The 17,054-nt window shown below is 73.0% G+C and carries 16 protein-coding genes; 10 read left to right on the top strand and 6 right to left on the bottom strand.

The window, feature by feature from the left end; genetic code table 11:
• Window positions 1-12: 12 nt before the first annotated feature.
• The 6 genes from MWU57_RS16470 (at window position 13) to MWU57_RS16445 (ending at window position 5,862) form a co-directional block, all read left to right on the top strand.
• Entirely contained in the window at window positions 13-1,209 is a 1,197-nt protein-coding gene (locus MWU57_RS16470; RefSeq protein WP_246910704.1) for an NAD(P)/FAD-dependent oxidoreductase, read from the top strand.
• 37 nt (window positions 1,210-1,246) lie between these two features.
• On the top strand, window positions 1,247-1,708 hold the full coding sequence (locus tag MWU57_RS16465) for a hypothetical protein (protein ID WP_246910702.1): 462 nt from the start codon (window positions 1,247-1,249) through the stop codon (window positions 1,706-1,708).
• A gap of 39 nt (window positions 1,709-1,747) precedes the next feature.
• Window positions 1,748-2,461 (top strand): DUF4389 domain-containing protein, encoded by a 714-nt coding sequence (locus MWU57_RS16460; RefSeq protein WP_246910699.1) that lies wholly within the window; start codon window positions 1,748-1,750, stop codon window positions 2,459-2,461.
• A 244-nt stretch (window positions 2,462-2,705) separates the two neighbouring features.
• Window positions 2,706-4,022 (top strand): UDP-N-acetylglucosamine 1-carboxyvinyltransferase, encoded by a 1,317-nt coding sequence (gene murA / locus MWU57_RS16455; RefSeq protein ID WP_106268578.1) that lies wholly within the window; start codon window positions 2,706-2,708, stop codon window positions 4,020-4,022.
• A 77-nt stretch (window positions 4,023-4,099) separates the two neighbouring features.
• Complete coding sequence (locus MWU57_RS16450) at window positions 4,100-4,855, top strand: 1-acyl-sn-glycerol-3-phosphate acyltransferase (protein WP_106268730.1); 756 nt, start codon at window positions 4,100-4,102, stop codon at window positions 4,853-4,855.
• Between the two features lie 5 nt (window positions 4,856-4,860).
• A complete protein-coding gene (locus MWU57_RS16445) occupies window positions 4,861-5,862 on the top strand; it encodes an NAD(P)H-dependent glycerol-3-phosphate dehydrogenase (protein ID WP_246910733.1) in 1,002 nt (333 codons plus the stop codon).
• Window positions 5,863-5,900: 38 nt separating this feature from the next.
• Here MWU57_RS16445 and MWU57_RS16440 read toward each other — a convergent pair whose 3' ends face one another.
• The 5 genes from MWU57_RS16440 to MWU57_RS16420 all read right to left on the bottom strand — a co-directional run bounded on the left by MWU57_RS16440 (window position 5,901) and on the right by MWU57_RS16420 (window position 12,002).
• A complete protein-coding gene (locus tag MWU57_RS16440; RefSeq protein ID WP_246910697.1) occupies window positions 5,901-6,572 on the bottom strand; it encodes a hypothetical protein in 672 nt (223 codons plus the stop codon).
• A gap of 49 nt (window positions 6,573-6,621) precedes the next feature.
• Window positions 6,622-7,773: a PLP-dependent aspartate aminotransferase family protein gene (locus tag MWU57_RS16435; RefSeq protein WP_246910696.1), complete on the bottom strand. Its 1,152-nt coding sequence runs from the start codon at window positions 7,771-7,773 to the stop codon at window positions 6,622-6,624.
• Window positions 7,774-7,833: 60 nt separating this feature from the next.
• Window positions 7,834-9,330, bottom strand: a complete 1,497-nt coding sequence (locus MWU57_RS16430; protein WP_246910694.1) for an aminotransferase class V-fold PLP-dependent enzyme — start codon at window positions 9,328-9,330, stop codon at window positions 7,834-7,836.
• Entirely contained in the window at window positions 9,327-10,745 is a 1,419-nt protein-coding gene (locus MWU57_RS16425) for an MFS transporter (RefSeq protein ID WP_246910692.1), read from the bottom strand. The genes MWU57_RS16430 and MWU57_RS16425 overlap by 4 nt, the downstream gene beginning before the upstream one ends.
• 78 nt (window positions 10,746-10,823) lie before the next feature.
• Entirely contained in the window at window positions 10,824-12,002 is a 1,179-nt protein-coding gene (locus MWU57_RS16420) for an acyl-CoA dehydrogenase family protein (protein ID WP_246910690.1), read from the bottom strand.
• A gap of 150 nt (window positions 12,003-12,152) precedes the next feature.
• Here MWU57_RS16420 and MWU57_RS16415 point away from each other — a divergent pair, with 150 nt between their 5' ends.
• Genes MWU57_RS16415 through MWU57_RS16405 form a run of 3 tightly spaced genes read left to right on the top strand, consistent with a single transcriptional unit; the run spans window position 12,153 to window position 15,357 of the window.
• Window positions 12,153-13,706, top strand: a complete 1,554-nt coding sequence (locus MWU57_RS16415; protein WP_246910688.1) for an AMP-binding protein — start codon at window positions 12,153-12,155, stop codon at window positions 13,704-13,706.
• Between the two features lie 54 nt (window positions 13,707-13,760).
• A complete protein-coding gene (locus MWU57_RS16410) occupies window positions 13,761-14,897 on the top strand; it encodes a D-alanine--D-alanine ligase family protein (RefSeq protein ID WP_246910684.1) in 1,137 nt (378 codons plus the stop codon).
• 46 nt (window positions 14,898-14,943) lie between these two features.
• Window positions 14,944-15,357, top strand: a complete 414-nt coding sequence (locus tag MWU57_RS16405) for a VOC family protein (protein WP_246910680.1) — start codon at window positions 14,944-14,946, stop codon at window positions 15,355-15,357.
• A gap of 39 nt (window positions 15,358-15,396) precedes the next feature.
• Here the strand turns inward: MWU57_RS16405 and MWU57_RS16400 are convergent, their stop codons facing one another.
• On the bottom strand, window positions 15,397-15,864 hold the full coding sequence (locus tag MWU57_RS16400; protein ID WP_246910677.1) for a DUF3515 family protein: 468 nt from the start codon (window positions 15,862-15,864) through the stop codon (window positions 15,397-15,399).
• A gap of 51 nt (window positions 15,865-15,915) precedes the next feature.
• Here MWU57_RS16400 and MWU57_RS16395 point away from each other — a divergent pair, with 51 nt between their 5' ends.
• A complete protein-coding gene (locus tag MWU57_RS16395; RefSeq protein WP_246910675.1) occupies window positions 15,916-16,956 on the top strand; it encodes a thiamine-phosphate kinase in 1,041 nt (346 codons plus the stop codon).
• The last annotated feature ends 98 nt before the right edge of the window (window positions 16,957-17,054 follow it).

Genomic DNA, 17,054 nt, shown 5'->3' with positions numbered 1-17,054 from the left:
AAGGAGCCCGTGATGTCCGCTCGTGTCCTGGTCCTCGGCAGCAACTTCGCCGGGTTGACCGCCGCTCTCTCCATCAGGTCGCACCTCGGCCGGGACGCCGACGTCACCGTCGTGGCGCCGTCGGACAAGTTCGTCTTCAACCCGTCGCTCATCTGGCTGCCGTTCGGCCGCCGGGGGCGTACCGACGTCTCGTTCCCGGTCGCTCCCACGCTCGAGAAGCGTGGTGCGACCTTCGTGCACGGCGCCGCCACCTACGTCGACCCCGAGGCCCACCGGGTCGAGACCACCGAGGGGGATCTCGACTACGACTACCTCGTGATCGCCACCGGCTACCGGAACGACCTCGACGTCGTCCCCGGGATGCCCGAGACGCCCACCATCACCACGCTCCCGGACGCCGAACGCACCTACGACGCCTGGCGCCGGTTCCTCGACGACCCGGGTGACGTCGTCATCGGTGCGACCCAGCGCGCCAGCTGCTTCGGCGCGGCCTACGAGTTCCTGTTCAACACCTCGTACCAGCTGCGCCGGGCCGGCCTGCACGGGAAGGTCAAGCTCACCTACGTCACCTCCGAGCCCTACGCAGGCCACTTCGGGATCGACGGCATGCCCGGCGCCAGGACCTTGATGAAGATGTTCGCGAAGAAGGAGGGCATCACCGTCGAGGCGAACCAGTCGATGTCGGAGATCCGGCCCGACGCCGTCGTGCTCGACGACGGACGCGAGCTGGACTACCGGTTCGCGATGATCGTGCCGCCGTTCCGTGGCCAGGACTTCCTCGCCAAGACCCCGGACCTCGTGGACGCCGGAGGGTACGTCCCCGTGCGGCCCACCTACCAGTCCGAGGGCTGGGACGACGTGTACGCCGTCGGCATCGCCGCGGCCGTCCCCGTGCCGTGGACCACACAGGTCGCCACGGGCATCCCGAAGACCGGCTTCCCCAGCGAGCAGCAGGCCCACGTCGCGGCCAAGAACATCGTCTCGCAGGTCCGCGGCGAGGAGCCGACGGTCGCCAAGGAGTTCGCCAAGATCCCGGCGTTGTGCGTCATGGACGCGGGCAACAACGGCGTCGCGATGGTCGCCGACCACATGCTGCCCCCGCGCAAGGCGGCGGTCATGGTCCCGGGACCGCAGAACCACGCGTTCAAGGTGGCGTTCGAGAAGTACTCGCTCGCCAAGATGAAGGCCGGCCGGGTGTCGCTCCCCTGACACCACCGTGCACGTGACCACCAGAGGTCGACGTCTCATGGACGCTCCGTCGAGCGACAGCCCCACCGGGCCAGGGACCACCGCGGCTGCGCGGCGCGTCGGCTACGTCGTCGGCGTGCTCGTCAACGTGCTCCTCCTCGTCCTCGTGCACGGGTGGCCGGGATGGGAGTCCGTCCCGTTCCTGACGCCGGAGACGGCCGAGGTGCTCGGCGAGGTCGACGCCGCGATCGTCGTCGGCATCGTCGCCAACCTCGGGTACCTGGTCGCGGACCCCCCGTGGCTGCGCGCGCTGGGTGACGTCGTGACGGCCGCGGTCGGACTGGTCGCGACCATCGCCGTGTGGAACGTCTTCCCCTTCGAGTTCACCGGCCAGACCTTTCCCTGGGACACCGTGTTCCGGGTGCTGCTCGTCGCCGGGATGGTCGGGAGCGTGGTCGCGATCGTCGTGGCGCTGGTCAGGCTCGCCCGGGGCAGCAGGACGCGGAGCCCGGCCCGTTGACCGGGCGCGGGACGCGATCACGAGCAGAAGGAGCGAGACATGGCAGTCCAGCCACCGGCCGGGTTCGGCCTCGTCCGCAACATCGTCCGGGTCGACGCCGACCCACCGGAGCCGCTGTCCCGGTGGCTGTGGCTGGTCAAGTGGATCCTGGTCCTGCCGCACGTCGTGGTGCTCGTCGGGCTCTGGATCGCCTTCGCGGTGCTCAGTCTCGTCGCGTTCTTCGGCATCCTCTTCACCGCGCACTACCCCTCGGGGATCTTCCGGTTCAACGTGGGCGTCCTGCGCTGGAGCTGGCGGGTGGCGTACTACTCCTACGGAGTGCTCGGGACCGACCGGTACCCGCCGTTCACGCTCGCCGACGTCCCCGACTACCCGGCGCGGCTCGAGGTCGAGGAGCCGGGTCGGCTCTCGCGTGGCCTCGTCCTCGTGAAGTGGTGGCTGCTCGCGCTGCCGCACTACGTCGTCGTCGCCCTGTTCGTCGGCACCAGCACGTCGACGACGACGATCACCTCCGAGGGCGTCGTCGTCCAGGACGGGCCGTCCACCCCCGGTCTCATCGGCTTCCTGGTCCTCGTCGCCGCGGTGGTCCTGCTGTTCCGTGGCACGTACCCGCACGGCGTGTTCGACTTCGTCCTCGGCATGCACCGCTGGGTGCTGCGGGTCACCGTCTACGCCGCGCTCATGACGGACGTCTACCCGCCCTTCCGCCTGGACGCCGGCGGTCGCGACCCGGCGCGCCCGGAGCGCGCCTGACGGCCGCGACCCCGGTACGTCGCGATCCGGTGAAGACCAGCGCGCCCCCGCGCGAGTCGGCGTGTACCGCGTGAAGGTGTGGTGAACGTGAATACGGTGGGTGCGCCGGATGTTGGCACCACCGGGCCTGCGGGGGCAGGATCGGTCGGGCTGCGCACCACGCGCCACGCGAGCCGGGGCGGGCCCGCACCGAGAGCAGCACCACCGTGCTGCGAATTCCGCGAGGACAGGACGACGACGAGCTATGACTGATCTGCTGTACGTGAACGGTGGGACGCCGTTGCAGGGCACCATCTCGGTGCGAGGCGCGAAGAACTTCGTGTCCAAGGCGATGGTGGCGTCGTTGCTGGGCGAGTCGGCGAGCGTGCTGCGCAACGTGCCGCAGATCCGTGACGTGGGCGTGGTCTCGGGGTTGTTGGACCTGCACGGGGTGAACGTGAAGTACGACCCGGACGCGGGGATCCTGGACCTGGACCCGTCGAACGTGGAGTCGGCGCACGTGGCGGACATCGACGCGCACGCGGGCTCGTCGCGGATCCCCATCCTGTTCTGCGGTCCGTTGCTGCACCGGTTGGGTGAGGCGTTCATCCCGGACCTGGGCGGCTGCCGGATCGGGGATCGGCCGATCGACTACCACCTGGACATCCTGCGGCAGTTCGGTGCGGTGGTGGACAAGCGCCCGAACGGGATCCACCTGCGGGCTCCGCGGCGGTTGCAGGGCACGAAGATCTCGTTGCCGTACCCGTCGGTCGGGGCCACGGAGCAGCTGTTGCTGACGGCGGTGCGCGCCGAGGGCATCACGGAGCTGTCGGGGGCGGCGACGGAGCCGGAGATCATGGACCTGATCGCGGTGCTGCAGAAGATGGGCGCGATCATCTCGGTGGACACCGACCGGGTGATCCGGATCGAGGGTGTGGACCGTCTCGAGGGGTACAACCACACGGCGTTGGGTGACCGGATCGAGGCGGCGTCGTGGGCGTCGGCGGCGCTGGCGACCGGCGGTGACGTGACGATCAAGGGCGCCACGCAGCCGGAGATGATGACGTTCCTGAACACGTTCCGCAAGGTGGGTGGCCAGTTCGACGTGCAGGACGACGGGATCCGGTTCTGGCACCCGGGTGGGGATCTGCGTCCGATCGTGCTGGAGACGGACGTGCACCCCGGGTTCATGACGGACTGGCAGCAGCCGCTGGTGGTCGCCCTGACGCAGGCCACGGGGCTGTCGATCGTGCACGAGACGGTGTACGAGAACCGTTTCGGGTTCACCGAGGCGTTGCGACAGATGGGTGCGACGATCCAGGTGTACAAGGAGTGCCTGGGTGGGGGTGACTGCCGGTTCGGGCAGCGCAACTTCCATCACTCGGCGGTGGTCTCGGGTCCGACGCCGTTGGCGGCGGCGGACATCGAGGTGCCGGATCTGCGGGGTGGGTTCTCGCACCTGATCGCGGCGCTGGCGGCCAAGGGCACCTCCACGGTGCGGGGTATCTCGCTGATCGACCGTGGGTACGAGTCGTTCCAGGACAAGCTCGTCGCCCTCGGCGCCGACGTCTCGCGCGGCTGAGGTCGGGTGCGACCTGCCCGGCGGGAGCCGGACGCGCTGCGTCCCGTGCCGCCGTCGGGCAGGTAGGCTCTGTGGCCGTGCCCCCCGCCAGACCTGAGTCGCGCCTCTATCGCGTCATCGCGAAGATCGTCCGACCCCTGATGTTCTCGATGTGCCGCTACGAGTGGAGCGGCAGCGAGAACCTCCCGGCCGAGGGCGGCTTCATCGCCGCGGCCAACCACGTCACCGAGCTCGACGCCCTGACGTTCGTGCACTACCTGTTCGACCAGGGCTTCGAGCCGCGCGTGCTGGCCAAGCGCAGCCTGTTCACCGCACCGGTGGTCGGCTCCGTGCTGCGGGGCACCAACATGATCCCGGTGGACCGGGGGAGCGCCGCCGCGGCGCGCTCGCTGCAGCGCGCCGGGGACGAGCTCGGGGACGGTGCCTGCGTGGCGGTCTTTCCCGAGGGCACGCTCACGCGGGACCCCGACTGCTGGCCGATGGAGCCCAAGACCGGCCTGGCCCGCATCGCCCTGACCACCCGGCTGCCCGTGGTGCCCGTCGCCCAGTGGGGAGCCGTCGACATCCTGCCGCGCTACGGCAAGCTGCCCAGGCTGTTCCCCCGCAAGCGGGTGCAGGTCGTCGCGGGTCCGCCCGTGGACCTGTCCGACCTGTACGAGCGCCCGCAGGACGCGGCCACGCTGCGCGAGGTGATGAACCGCGTCATGGACGCGATCACCGTGCTGCTCGCCGACCTGCGCGACGAGCAGCCGCCGGCCCACCGGTTCGACCTGCGCAAGCACCCTGACTACGAGGTGAAGAAGATGACCTACCCACCGGTGGAGCGCCCGTGAGCGCCCTGCAGGCCGCCGTCCTCGGTTCGGGGTCCTGGGGGACCACCTTCGCGATGGTCATGGCCGACGCCGGGTGCGACGTCACGCTGTGGGGTCGCGACGAGGCCGTGGCCCGCGAGGTGGCGGACGAGCGCCGCAACGCCAAGTACCTGCCGGGCGTCGAGCTGCCCGCGATGCGTGCGACGACGGACGCCGCCGCGGCGCTGTCGGGCGCCCGCGTCGTCGTGGTCGCCATCCCATCCCAGGTGGCGCGCCGGACCCTGGAGGGTCTGCGCGAGCACGTGGAGCCCGACGCCGTGGTGGTCTCGCTCATGAAGGGCATCGAGCTCAGCACGGACAAGCGCATGAGCCAGGTCATCGCCGAGGCGCTGGACATCTCGCTCGACCGGGTCGTCGTCGTCTCGGGCCCCAACCTGGCCAAGGAGATCGCCACCCGCCAGCCCACGGCGACGGTCGTGGCCTGCCCCGACGAGGCCAACGCGCGCCTCGCCGCGGAGGCGTGCTCCAACTCCTACTTCCGCCCGTACACGAACTCGGACGTCGTCGGCGTCGAGCTGTGCGGCGCGGTGAAGAACATCATCGCGCTGGCCGTGGGGATGGGCCAGGGTCGCGGGTTCGGCTGGAACACCTCGGGGACGGTCATCACGCGTGGCCTCGTCGAGATCACCCGCCTCGGCCGGGCGCTGGGCGCGCAGCCGGAGACGTTCGCGGGCCTCGCCGGCATGGGCGACCTGGTGGCGACGTGCGCCTCACCGCTGTCCCGGAACCACACCCTCGGCAAGCACATCGGGCAGGGCATGACCCTCGACGACGCGCTGGTCGCTACCGGCACCACGGCGGAGGGCGTGAAGTCGTCCCGGTCGGTGCTGGAGCTGGCGCAGAAGCACGGGGTGGACATGCCGATCACCGCCGGTGTGGTCGCGGTGCTCTACGAGGGGATGTCCGTGGACGACATGGCCCGCGCCCTCCTGTCGCGCCCGCAGAAGGCCGAGAGCGCGGCGGACTGACCTGGCCGGTCCCGGTGGCTGGTCTCCGTGGCCGGCCGTCAGTGGCCGACGTCGACCACGAGGCGCGTCGGGTCCTCCTCGACGGACACGGCGAACGGCTTCGGCTCGCCGTCGACCCCGACGAAGGCCGTCGTCTGCCCCTCGAAGACGAAGCGGTAGACGACCTCCTCGACGGACTCCGCGTCGTCGGGCTCGACCGGCGTGCCGTCGTACTCCTCGACGCCGGAGTCCATCGGCATCGCCGTACCGAGGATCACCACCTGCAGCACCGCGTCGCCGTCGACCTCGACGGGGTCGCCCTTGCCCGGGTCGAGCGCCTCGTCGACGTACTCGACCCGCCAGCCGGGTGTGCCGCTGCCGTCGAGGGTGAAGGTGACCCGGTCGAACCCGTCCTGCGGCTCCACGGCGACGTCGGTGACGGTGAGCAGCTGGTCGCCCCCGGGTTCGCCCGTCGCGACGGCGGTGCCGCCCTCGAAGGTCCCGCCGCCGTCCTCGGGCGACGCGTCGGGTGATGCCTCGGGGGTCGCCGTGCCAGCGTCGTCCGACGGTTCCGGCGTGCTCTCCGACGGCGTCGTGGTCTCCGTCGCGGCGCCACCGCCGCCCCCGTAGCCCGGCAGGTCGGCCCCGCCGCCGCAGCCGGCGACCGTCAGCGCGAGGGCGACCGCGGCGGCCGCCCCCCGTCCTGCTCGGCGGTGCTGCGTCGCGCGCATGAGGTCCTCCAGGGGTCCGGGGAGCCCGGAACGGCCCCCGGCCCTCACCCTAGGCGGGCAGGCCGTCCAGCGCGCGGGCCAGGTCAGCCCACAGGTCCTCGACGTCCTCGACCCCGACCGACATGCGGATCAGGTCCTCGGGCACCGTCACGGACTCGGTCGTGAAGCGGCGGCGGCGTTCGAGGGTGGACTCCACCCCGCCGAGCGAGGTCGCCGGCACCCAGAGCCGGACCGCGGCGACGACGGCGTCGGCGGCCTCCCGTCCACCGACCGGCCGCAGGCCGATGATGGCGCCGAACGACGTCATCTGCGCCGAGGCCCGCTGGTGCCCCGGGTCGGACGGCAGCGAGGGGTGACGGACCTCGGCGACGGCCGGGTGGTCGGCGAGGCGCCGCGCGAGCTCGGCGGCGTTGGCGTTCGCGCGCTCCACGCGCAGGTGCAGGGTGCGCAGGCCGCGCAGCGCGAGGAACACCTCCATCGGCCCGGCGATCGCACCGTGCAGCGTGCGGTAGGCCCGGATCCGCGCGGCGGCCTCGTCGTCGTTCGTCACGACGGCACCGAGGACGACGTCGGAGTGGCCGGCCAGGTACTTGGTCACCGAGTGCACGACGACGTCGGCACCCAGGTCCAGCGGACGCTGCCCGAGGGGCGTGGCGAAGGTGTTGTCGACGACGGACGGCACGCCCCGCTCCCTGGCGGCGGCGAGGATCGCGGGCAGGTCGGCGACCTCCAGCATCGGGTTCGTGGGGGACTCGGCCATGAGCAGGTCGGCGCCGTCGAGCGCGGCGACCACCGCGTCGGTGTCCGCGACGTCGACGCGCCGCACCTCGAGGCCGTGCCGACGCGTCAGGTCGTCGAGGTAGCCCAGCGTCACCTGGTAGGCGTGCCGCGGTACGACGACGACGCCGGACGGCGGCAGGTCACCGAGGGCCGCGGCGACGGCGGCCATCCCCGAGCCGAGGACGACGCCGTGCGCAGCGCCCTCCAGCGCGGCGAGCGCCGACTCGAACGGCTCCCACGTCTCCGCGCCGCCGCGGGTGTAGAGCTGTTCGCTCCCCGGGACGCCCTGGGAGACGTAGGTGGAGCTGAGGACGACCGGCGCGTTGACCGGGCCGCCCTGCACCCGCGGGGGCCGTCCGGCGGTCACCGCCACGGTGGCGGGGGAGTGCGGGGCAACGGTCTCGGCGTGCTCGTGCGTCATGGCGTCAGGGTACGTGGGCGCGCGGACGGTGCGTGCGCCGTCGATCCCGCGTCGGTCCGGTCAGCGCGGCTCGACCAGCCGCCCGAGCAGCTCGGTCAGCAGCCGCTCGGCGACCGGCGCGGGCAGGGCCTCGACCGCAGCGAGCAGAGGGGCCATCGGCCCGACGCCGGGACCATCGTCGCCGATGCGCGACGCGTCGAGCCCCATGGTCCGGAGCAGGTCGGCCGCGGTGTCGGAGTCGAGGGTGCCGAGCCCCGCCAGGCCGCCCAGCAGCGGCGAGGAACCCGGCCGCGGGACGCCCCGCACCTCGTCGGCCGCCGCCACGAGCGCCGGGACCAGCTCGCCCAGCACGCGGGCCGTGACGGGGGTGACCGTCAGGTGGGTGGTGTGCGGCAGCACCGTCCCGTCCGCCTGACGGTGCGCGGGCTGGGCCTGGAGCACCCAGCCGCGGGTGGCCACGGCGTCGGCCCAGACGTGCGGGTCCACGCGGCGGGCCGCGGGCACCGCGTCGTCCTCCGCGACCGCGAACAGCGGCCCGACCGGCTCGCCGACCACCCGCAGCCCCTCGATCCGCCCGACGGCGGCGCGCAGCTCGTCCGTGGCCCGGCGGGCCCGCTCGGCGAGGTCGCCGAGTCCGTCGGTCCCCAGGGCGCTGGTGATCGCCCACGCCGCGGCGAGCGGACCGCCGGAGCGGGACCCGAGGAGCGTCGGGTTGACCACCGGGTACCCGGGCCAGCGGGTGGTGGCGAAGTACTGCTCGCGCTGGCGCTCCCGCCCGCGGTGCAGCAGCACCGAGACACCCTTGGGCGCGTAGCCGTACTTGTGCAGGTCGACGCTCAGGCTCGTCACGCCGGGCACGCGCAGGTCCCAGTCGGGCAGGTCGGGCCAGAACGGCAGGGCCATGCCTCCGATGCACGCGTCGACGTGGACGGGTACGCCGTGGGCGGCGGCGACCGCGGCGACCTCGGCGACCGGGTCCAGCGCGGCGTGCGGGTAGGACGGCGCGGAGACGACGACGAGCGCGACGTCCTCGGGACGGTCGGCGAGCCGCTCGGCGACGGCGTCCGCCGCCACCGCGCCGCCGGGGCGGACCGGGACCAGGTCGAGCTCGAGGCCGAAGTAGTGGGCGGCCTTCTGGAAGGCGGCATGCACCGTCACGGGCGCCACGAGGCGGGGGCGCGCAGTACCGGGCACGGCTCCGTGGGCGGCGAGCCACGCGTCCCGCGCGGCCTTGACCGCCAGCAGACAGCTCTCGGTGCCGCCCGAGGTGACCGTGCCGACCACGGGCTCGCCGCCGTCCGCACCGTCACCGCCGAGCAGCTCACGCGTGAACGCCACGAGGTCGCGCTCCAGCGCGGCCACGGACCCGAACGTGGTGGGGTCGAGGCCGTTGACCGGCTGCATGGCGCGGATCGCCGCGGCGGCGAGCTCGTCGAGCTCCGGCTCGCCCGAGTCGTACACGTAGCTCAGCACGTGGCCGCCGTGCGTGGGGGCGTCGTGCTCGCGCAGGGTCGCGAGCCGGGCCAGGACGTCGTCGGGCGATGCGGCGAACCTCATGCGGGCTCCTCGTGGACGGCCGCGGGTCCCGCGGCGTGGATGTCGGCCCGGCGCAGCGGGTAGCGACGCAGGGTGACCAGGCTGACCGCCACCAGGGCGGCGGGCAGCACGGAGAACGCGAGCACGATACCCAGGACGGCGCTGTCCGGTTGCACCACGAGCTGCTCGGCCTGCGAGGTGACGTAACCGGTCACGGCGAGGGTCAGCGCCAGCACGGCCGTCCCGAGCGCGAAGCCCGTGGTCTCCCCGGCGGTCCACACGCCGGAGAACGTGCCGGCCCGACCCGGTCCGCGGGTGCGGGCGTCGTGCGCCACCACGTCGGGCAGCATCGCCATCGGCAGGGACTGCAGGCCCGCGTAGGCGGCGCCTGCGACGGCGACGACCGCGTACACCCACGCCCCGGGCGCCCACGCCATGCCCAGCAGGGAGAACGCCGCCAGCGCGAAGAGCGTCGAGGCCATCCGGAAGGCTCGTTCCTTGCCGACCCGGCGCGCGACAGCGCCCCACACCGGTGCGAAGACGACGGCCGGGCCGACCAGCGCGGCGAACAGCAGCGTCACCGCCGCCTCGTCGCCCAGCACCCAGCGGGCGACGTACTGCGCACCGGCGAGCATCGTGCCCGTCGCGAGCGCCTGCAGCACGAACGCGGTCAGCAGCATGCGGAACGGCAGGTTCGTGCTCAGCACCGCCAAGCCGTCGCGGTACGCGCCACCGACGCTGCGCCACCGGGACGACGACGGCGCCCCGGTCGCGGGTGCGGCGCTCGCGGCCGCAGGGCTCACGCGCGACCGGGCGTGCCGCCGTCGGGCACCGTGCTCCACGCCGGCCGAGACGAGCAGCGAGACGCCGAGCACGAGCCCGGCGACGGCGGCCATGACGAGGTAGCCGGTGTGCTCGTCCGGCACCACCGAGCGGAGGGCCGGCGCCCCGCCGCCGAACGCGAGGATGGCGACCGTCAGGACGACCACGCGGGCCGTGAGCAGGCGGGTGCGCTCGTCGTAGTCGTCGGTGAGCTCGGCCGGCAGGGCGATGTACGGTACCTGGAACAGCGAGAAGGCGGTCGCCGCGCAGAGGAACGCCAGCAGCACCCAGGCCGCGCCGGCCGCCGGGCTCCACGCCGCCGGCACGGCGAAGGTCAGGACGAAGAAGACGGGCAGCAGGAGCCCGCCCGCCGCCATGAGCCGGCGCCGGGAGCCGTGGCGGGCACGGTCGTGGTTGCTGGCCGCCCCGATCACCGGGTCGATGACCACGTCCCACACCTTGGCGATCGTGACGATGAGGCCGGCCATCAGAGCCGCCACCCCGAGCGTGTCCGTGAGGTAGTAGACCAGGACGAGGCCGGGCAGGGTGCCGAAGCCACCCGTGCCGACGGATCCGACGGCGTAGCGGGCGACGGTGCCGCGGCTGAGGGTCATGCGGGGATCCTACGAGACGTCGCGTGACGTCCGTCACCGTCCACGGGCCGAGCGTCGGTCGCTGGCGGGCGCCGGGCCTCAGCCCGCGTCGACGGGGCCGAGCAGCGACTGGGCCACCTGGGCGTGGGCGGACTCGTCGTCGCTGGGGTGGAAGATCCCGGCCAGCACGTCGCGGTAGAGCCGACCGAGCTCGGAGCGGTTGAAGTACGTCGAGCCGCCCGAGCAGCGGATCGCCTCGTCCACCACGTACCGCGCCGTCTCCGTGGCCCGGACCTTGAGCCCCGCCGTCGCGCGGAAGTACCCGGCGCCTCGGTCGACCAGGGCGTCGATCTCGCCGGCCACCTGGTCGAGCTGCGGCCAGATCCCGTCGAGAGCCAGCGCCGCCGACGCGATGCGCCACCGGATGTCCGGGTCCTGCGAGTACGCCTTGCCCGTCTTCATCGAGGTGCGGCGACCGGCGGCCTCGACGGCGAGGTGCAGCGCCCGGTCCGCGATCCCCGTGTACACGCCCGCCAGCAGGAGCTCGAAGCTGGTGAAGATGCCGAGCACGTACGGGTCGAGGCTGGGGCCGGGCACCAGCCGGCGCATCACCCGGTCGGCCGGGGCGTGCGCGCCGTCGAGCACCGTCGTGCACGACTGCGAGGCGCGCATCCCGAGCGTGTCCCAGTCGTCGAGGATCTGGAACCCACCGCCGTCGCGGGTGATGAAGGCGTGGACGATCCGCGGGTCGTCCGGATCCGTGTCGTCCAGCCCCATCACGCCGAGCCGGGTCCAGCCGGGGGAGTTGGAGGTGAAGATCTTCCGGCCGTGGAAGCGGTAGCCGCCCTCGCCGTCGGGCCGCGCCTCGGTGCGTGAGCCGAGCAGGACGAGGTCGTTGCCGGCCTCGGAGTAGCCGAACCCGAAGACCTCGCCGCGGGCCGCCTCGGCGAGCAGCCAGTCGAGCGAGCCGTCGCCGCGCTCGTGCAGGTACCGGGCCACCCCCACCCAGACGTGGTGCATGTTCACCGCGAGCGCGGTGGCGGGTGCCGCGCCGGCGAGCCGCGCCTGCTCGCGGATCGTCTCGCGCAGGGTGAGGCCGTGGCCGCCCAGGTCGGCGGGCACCATGGCCCGCAGGTAGCCGGTGGCTGCGAGGTCGGCCAGGTCCTCGGTGAAGAACGAGTTCTCCCGGTCGTGGATCGCGGCGCGCCCGCGGATCGTCGCGAGCAGCTCGTCGGAGAGGACCTGGCGGTCGGTGAAGGATGCGGGGTCGGCGGCCATCCGTCGATTCAACCACCACCCGTGGGCAACCGGTCGGCAGCTGGCATACCGTCCGGTCGGTCTTGTCCGCTACGCTGCTGCCAGAGCGGTCGACGAGGACCGCAACGACGAGAGGAGCCACCGTTGGTCATCCGCAGCCCTCAGGCAGACGTGGAGATTCCCGACGTCAGCCTGTACGACTTCCTGTTCGCCGACCTGACCGGTGAGGACCTCGAGAGAACCGCCCTCGTCAACGGCCCCACCGGTGAGAAGACCACCTACGGCACCCTGCGCGCCCACATCGACGCGGTCGCCGGCGGGATCGCGGCCCGTGGTCTCGAGCCCGGCGACGTGGTGGCGTTGCACAGCCCGAACGTCCCCGCGTTCGTCAGCGTCTTCCACGGCCTGCTGCGCGCCGGTGTCACGGTCACCACCATCAACGCCCTCGCGTCCGGTCCCGAGGTCGGCAAGCAGCTCGTCGCCTCCGGTGCCAAGGCGCTCCTCACCGTCTCGCCGCTGCTGGCGCAGGCCGCGGAGGGTGCCGAGGCCGCCGGGTTCGACGCCGAGGACGTCATCGTGCTCGACGGGGCGCCGGGGCACCCGAGCCTGCGCGACCTGCTCACGTCCGGGGCGCCCGCGCCCGACGTGTCCTTCGACCCCGCCACGCACCTGGCCGTGCTGCCGTACTCCTCCGGCACCACCGGACTGCCCAAGGGCGTCATGCTCACCCACCGCAACCTCGTGGCCAACGTGCTGCAGGCGGAGCCCTACATCCCGCTCTACGCCGACGACGTCATCCCGGCGGTCCTGCCCTTCTTCCACATCTACGGCATGACCGTGCTCATGAACGGCGCCATCTACCAGCGGTCGTCCGTGGTCACCATGCCGCGGTTCGACCTGCCCGAGTACCTGCGGATCATCGCCGAGCACCGGGCCACCGTGCTCTTCGTCGCCCCGCCGATCGCGCTCGCGGTCGCCAAGCACCCGCTCGCGCTCGAGGCGGACCTGTCCAGCGTCCGGCTCATGATGTCGGGAGCGGCACCCTTCGACGAGCAGCTCGCGGCCGTCGTCGCGCAGCGGCTGCCGCACGCCCGGGTCATGCAGGGCTACGGCATGAGCGAGATGTCGCCGGTCTCGCACACCATCCCCGCCGACCGGACCGACATCTCGCCCGGTTCCATCGGGCTGCTCGTGGCCAACATGCAGGCCAAGGTCGTCGACCCCGCGACCGGCGAGGAGATCGAGCAGCCGGCCGAGGGGATGAGCGCACCCGGCGAGCTGCTGTGCGCCGGGCCCAACGTCATGGTCGGTTACCTGGGCAACGAGCAGGAGACGCGGGACACCATCACCCCCGACGGGTTCCTGCACACCGGCGACATCGTCACCGTCGATGCCGACGGGGTGTTCTACGTGGTGGACCGGCTCAAGGAGCTCATCAAGTACAAGGGCTACCAGGTGCCGCCCGCGGAGCTCGAGGCGCTCCTCGTGGCGCACCCGCAGATCGCCGACGCCGCCGTCGTCGGCGTGCCGGACGGCGAGGGCGAGGAGCTGCCCAAGGCGTTCGTCGTCCGCGCCGACGGTGCCGACCTGTCCGCGGAGGACGTCATGGAGTACGTGGCCGCCAAGGTGGCTCCGTACAAGAAGATCCGGCTCGTGGAGTTCACGCACGCGATCCCGAAGTCTGCCGCCGGCAAGATCCTGCGCAAGGACCTGAAGGCCGCGTGAACGTGCCGGTGCACGGGGGCGGGAGCAGGGGACGGGTCCGGTAGGGTCGGGCCGATGTCCGAGACCCAGCCTCCCGCCCCCGCGCGCAAGCCGCGCGTCGCCCTGCTGTTCGGCGGCCGTTCCGGCGAGCACGCCGTGTCCGCGTCGACGGCGGCCGGGGTGCTCGGCGCGATCGACCGTGACCGGTACGACGTCGTCCCCGTGGGGATCACGCGAGCCGGTCGCTGGGTCGTCGCCGAGGACCGCGCCGAACGCTGGCAGATCACCGACGGGCGGCTGCCCGAGGTGACGTCCGACGACGGCGCGGAGGTCGTGCTGTCCCTCACCTCCGGCGAGGGCACGCTCCGCGTGCTGGAGCCCGGCCAGGTACCGAGCCTGCTCGGCGCGGTCGACGTCGTCTTCCCGCTGCTGCACGGGCCGTTCGGCGAGGACGGCACGGTCCAGGGCCTGCTCGAGCTCGCCGACGTGCGCTACGTCGGCGCGGGCGTGCTGGCCTCCGCCGTGGGCATGGACAAGCACTTCATGAAGCTGGTGCTCGCCGGCCACGGCCTGCCCGTGGGTCCCTACGAGGTGATCCGACCCCACGCATGGGTGGCCGACCCCGCAGGCTGCGTGGCACGCGTCGAGCGGCTCGGGCTGCCGCTGTTCGTCAAGCCCGCTCGCGCCGGGTCGTCGCTCGGGATCACCCGCGTCGACGACCTCGCCGACCTCCCGGCCGCGGTCGAGGCGGCCCGCGAGCACGATCCCAAGGTCGTCGTCGAGGCCGGCATCGAGGGGCGCGAGATCGAGTGTGCGGTGCTGGGCGGTCGGGCCGGGGCGCCGGCCCGCGCCTCGCTGCCCGGCGAGATCGCCGTCGACGGCACGCACGCGTTCTACGACTTCGAGGCCAAGTACCTCGACGAGGCCCACGTGCAGCTCGACTGCCCCGCGAAGCTGCCGGACGCCGTCGTCGACACGATCCGCGACCTCGCCGTCCGCACGTTCGAGGCCGTCGAGGCCGAGGGCCTGTCGCGGGTGGACGTCTTCGTGACGCCGGACGAGCAGGTGATCGTCAACGAGATCAACACGATGCCCGGCTTCACCCCGTTCTCGATGTACCCGCGCATGTGGGAGGCGTCCGGCGTGAGCTACCCGGAGCTCGTCGACGAGCTGATCCAGCTCGCCCTGGAGCGCCCCACCGGGCTCCGGTGATCCGTGTTCTCACCGGCGTGTCGGGGGCTGATGGCACCGTGAGGCCATGGATCAGAGACTGAGCCTCGTCACGCTCGTGGTCGCGGACCTGGGGGCCACCCGCCGCTTCTACCTCGACGGTCTGGGGTGGGAGAGCTTCGTGGACGTCCCCGACGAGGTCCTCATGCTGCAGGTGGGGCCGCACCTCCTGTTGTCCCTGTGGGACGAGGCAGCGGCACTCGAGGAGATCGGTCCCGTCGTCCGGGGCGGGACGCCGCCGGTGACGCTCGCGCACAACGTGGGCGAGCCGCACCAGGTGGACGCCGTCCTGGACGACGCGCGCCGTGCCGGCGCCCCGACCATCGGCGACGCCACCGAGCGCGACTGGGGCGGGTACTCCGGCTACTTCACCGACCCGGACGGCTTCGTCTGGGAGGTCGCCTACGCGCCGGGACCCGTGGGAGAGCTCGTGGTGCCGTGACCACCTCGGCCGGGCGGTGCCACCTCAGGAGGGTGGTCCTCAGGTGCACTGCCGGGTGGCGGGCACCAGGTCGACAGCCTGGGTCAGGTCGGCGATGAACGACGTCGAGTGGTCCTCGGTCACCGCGGGCGGCACGGTCACCTCGATGGCCGGCTCCCGACCGTAGGTCGTGAAGCGCCAGGTGCCGTCGTCGCTGCTCGCGACGATCCAGTCCACCGTGCCGGTCGCGGACTCGATGCGCTGGCAGTCGGCGGACGGTCCGGGCGGCGTCACGCCGCAGCGCAACGTCACAGCGGCCCCCGGCTCACCCCAGGCGGCGGTCGCCTGCGCGTTCGTGCGGACCTTCTCCAGGTCGCCGGCGACGACGTCCGGCAGCGCGAGCATCACCGGTGCGCAGTCCGGGTTCGTCGCGTCCTCGCCGGCCTCCACCCCGATGGTGGGTGCACAGGCGGCGAGCAGCGCGAGGGCGGGCAGGCAGAGCAGCGCGCGGAGGCGACGGACGGGCACGCGCCCACCGTACCCGCCCGCGGCGGTCCCACGGACGGTTAGGGTTCCGTCGTGACCGACCCCACCGTGCGAGTGCGCGACCTCGACGAGTCAGAGCTCCTGGCCCGCATCTTCCCGCTCCTGCCGACCGGCGACGCCGTCGACGTCGGACCGGGCGACGACGCCGCGGTCGTGCGGGCCCCGGACGGTCGGGTCGTCGTCTCGACCGACGTGCTCGTCGAAGGTCGCCACTTCCGTCGATCCTGGTCCACCGGGTTCGACGTCGGGCGTCGTGCTGCGGCGCAGAACCTCGCGGACATCGCCGCGATGGGCGCCCGTCCGACCTCGCTCGTCGTCTCCCTCGTCGTGCCCGGCGACCTGCCCGTCGACTGGGTCACCGGGTTCGCCCGGGGCCTGGCCGACGCGGCCACCCCTGCCGGTGCCACCGTCGTCGGGGGCGACCTGTCCGGGGGTGACGAGATCGTCGTCGCCGTCACCGTCCACGGGGACCTGGACGGGCGCGCGCCCGTGCTGCGCTCTGGCGCGCAGCCCGGCGACGTCCTCGCGCACGCCGGAGTCCTCGGCAGGTCCGCCGCCGGTCTGGCGCTGCTCTCCTCCGGCGCGGCCTCGAGCCGTCACGGGGTCCCGGGCGCTCGCGGCCCGGTCGCGCCGTTCGTCGCGGCCTACCTGCGACCCGAGCCGCCGCTGCCCGGCGGTCCGGCGGCCGCCGCGGCGGCCGCCAGCGCCATGCTGGACGTCTCCGACGGGCTGCTGCGCGACGCCGGCCGGCTCGCGCGGGCCAGCGGTGTGACCATCGACCTGTCCGGCGGCCGGCTGTCCGGCGACGTCAGCGCCCTGCTCCCCGCCGCGGTCGAGCTCGCGGTCGTGTCCGAGGACGTCGACGGCTGGCAGCAGGCACGCCGCTGGGTGCTGTCCGGGGGAGAGGACCACGGCCTGCTCGCCACCTTCCCCGCCGAGGTCGCCGACCACGGGCTGCCCGCAGGGTTCCGGGAGATCGGGGAGGTGCGGGCGCCCGTCGGCGACGGGCCGCAGGTGCTGATCGACGGCGAGGAGCCCGACGTGCCGCAGGGGTGGGACCACTTCCGCAGCTAGACGGTGCTCGCAGGCTCGCTCCGGGTCAGCGCCGGTTCCTCCGGTCGCGCTGGCCCTGTGCTCGCAGGCTCGCTCCGGGTCAGCGCCGGTTCCTCCGG

It is taken from the genome of Isoptericola sp. S6320L, assembly GCF_023015685.1.
GTDB lineage: Bacteria > Actinomycetota > Actinomycetes > Actinomycetales > Cellulomonadaceae > Isoptericola > Isoptericola halotolerans_A.
Note: the sequence above shows the minus strand (reverse complement) of the source record. Positions and strands in the feature narration are given on the sequence as shown.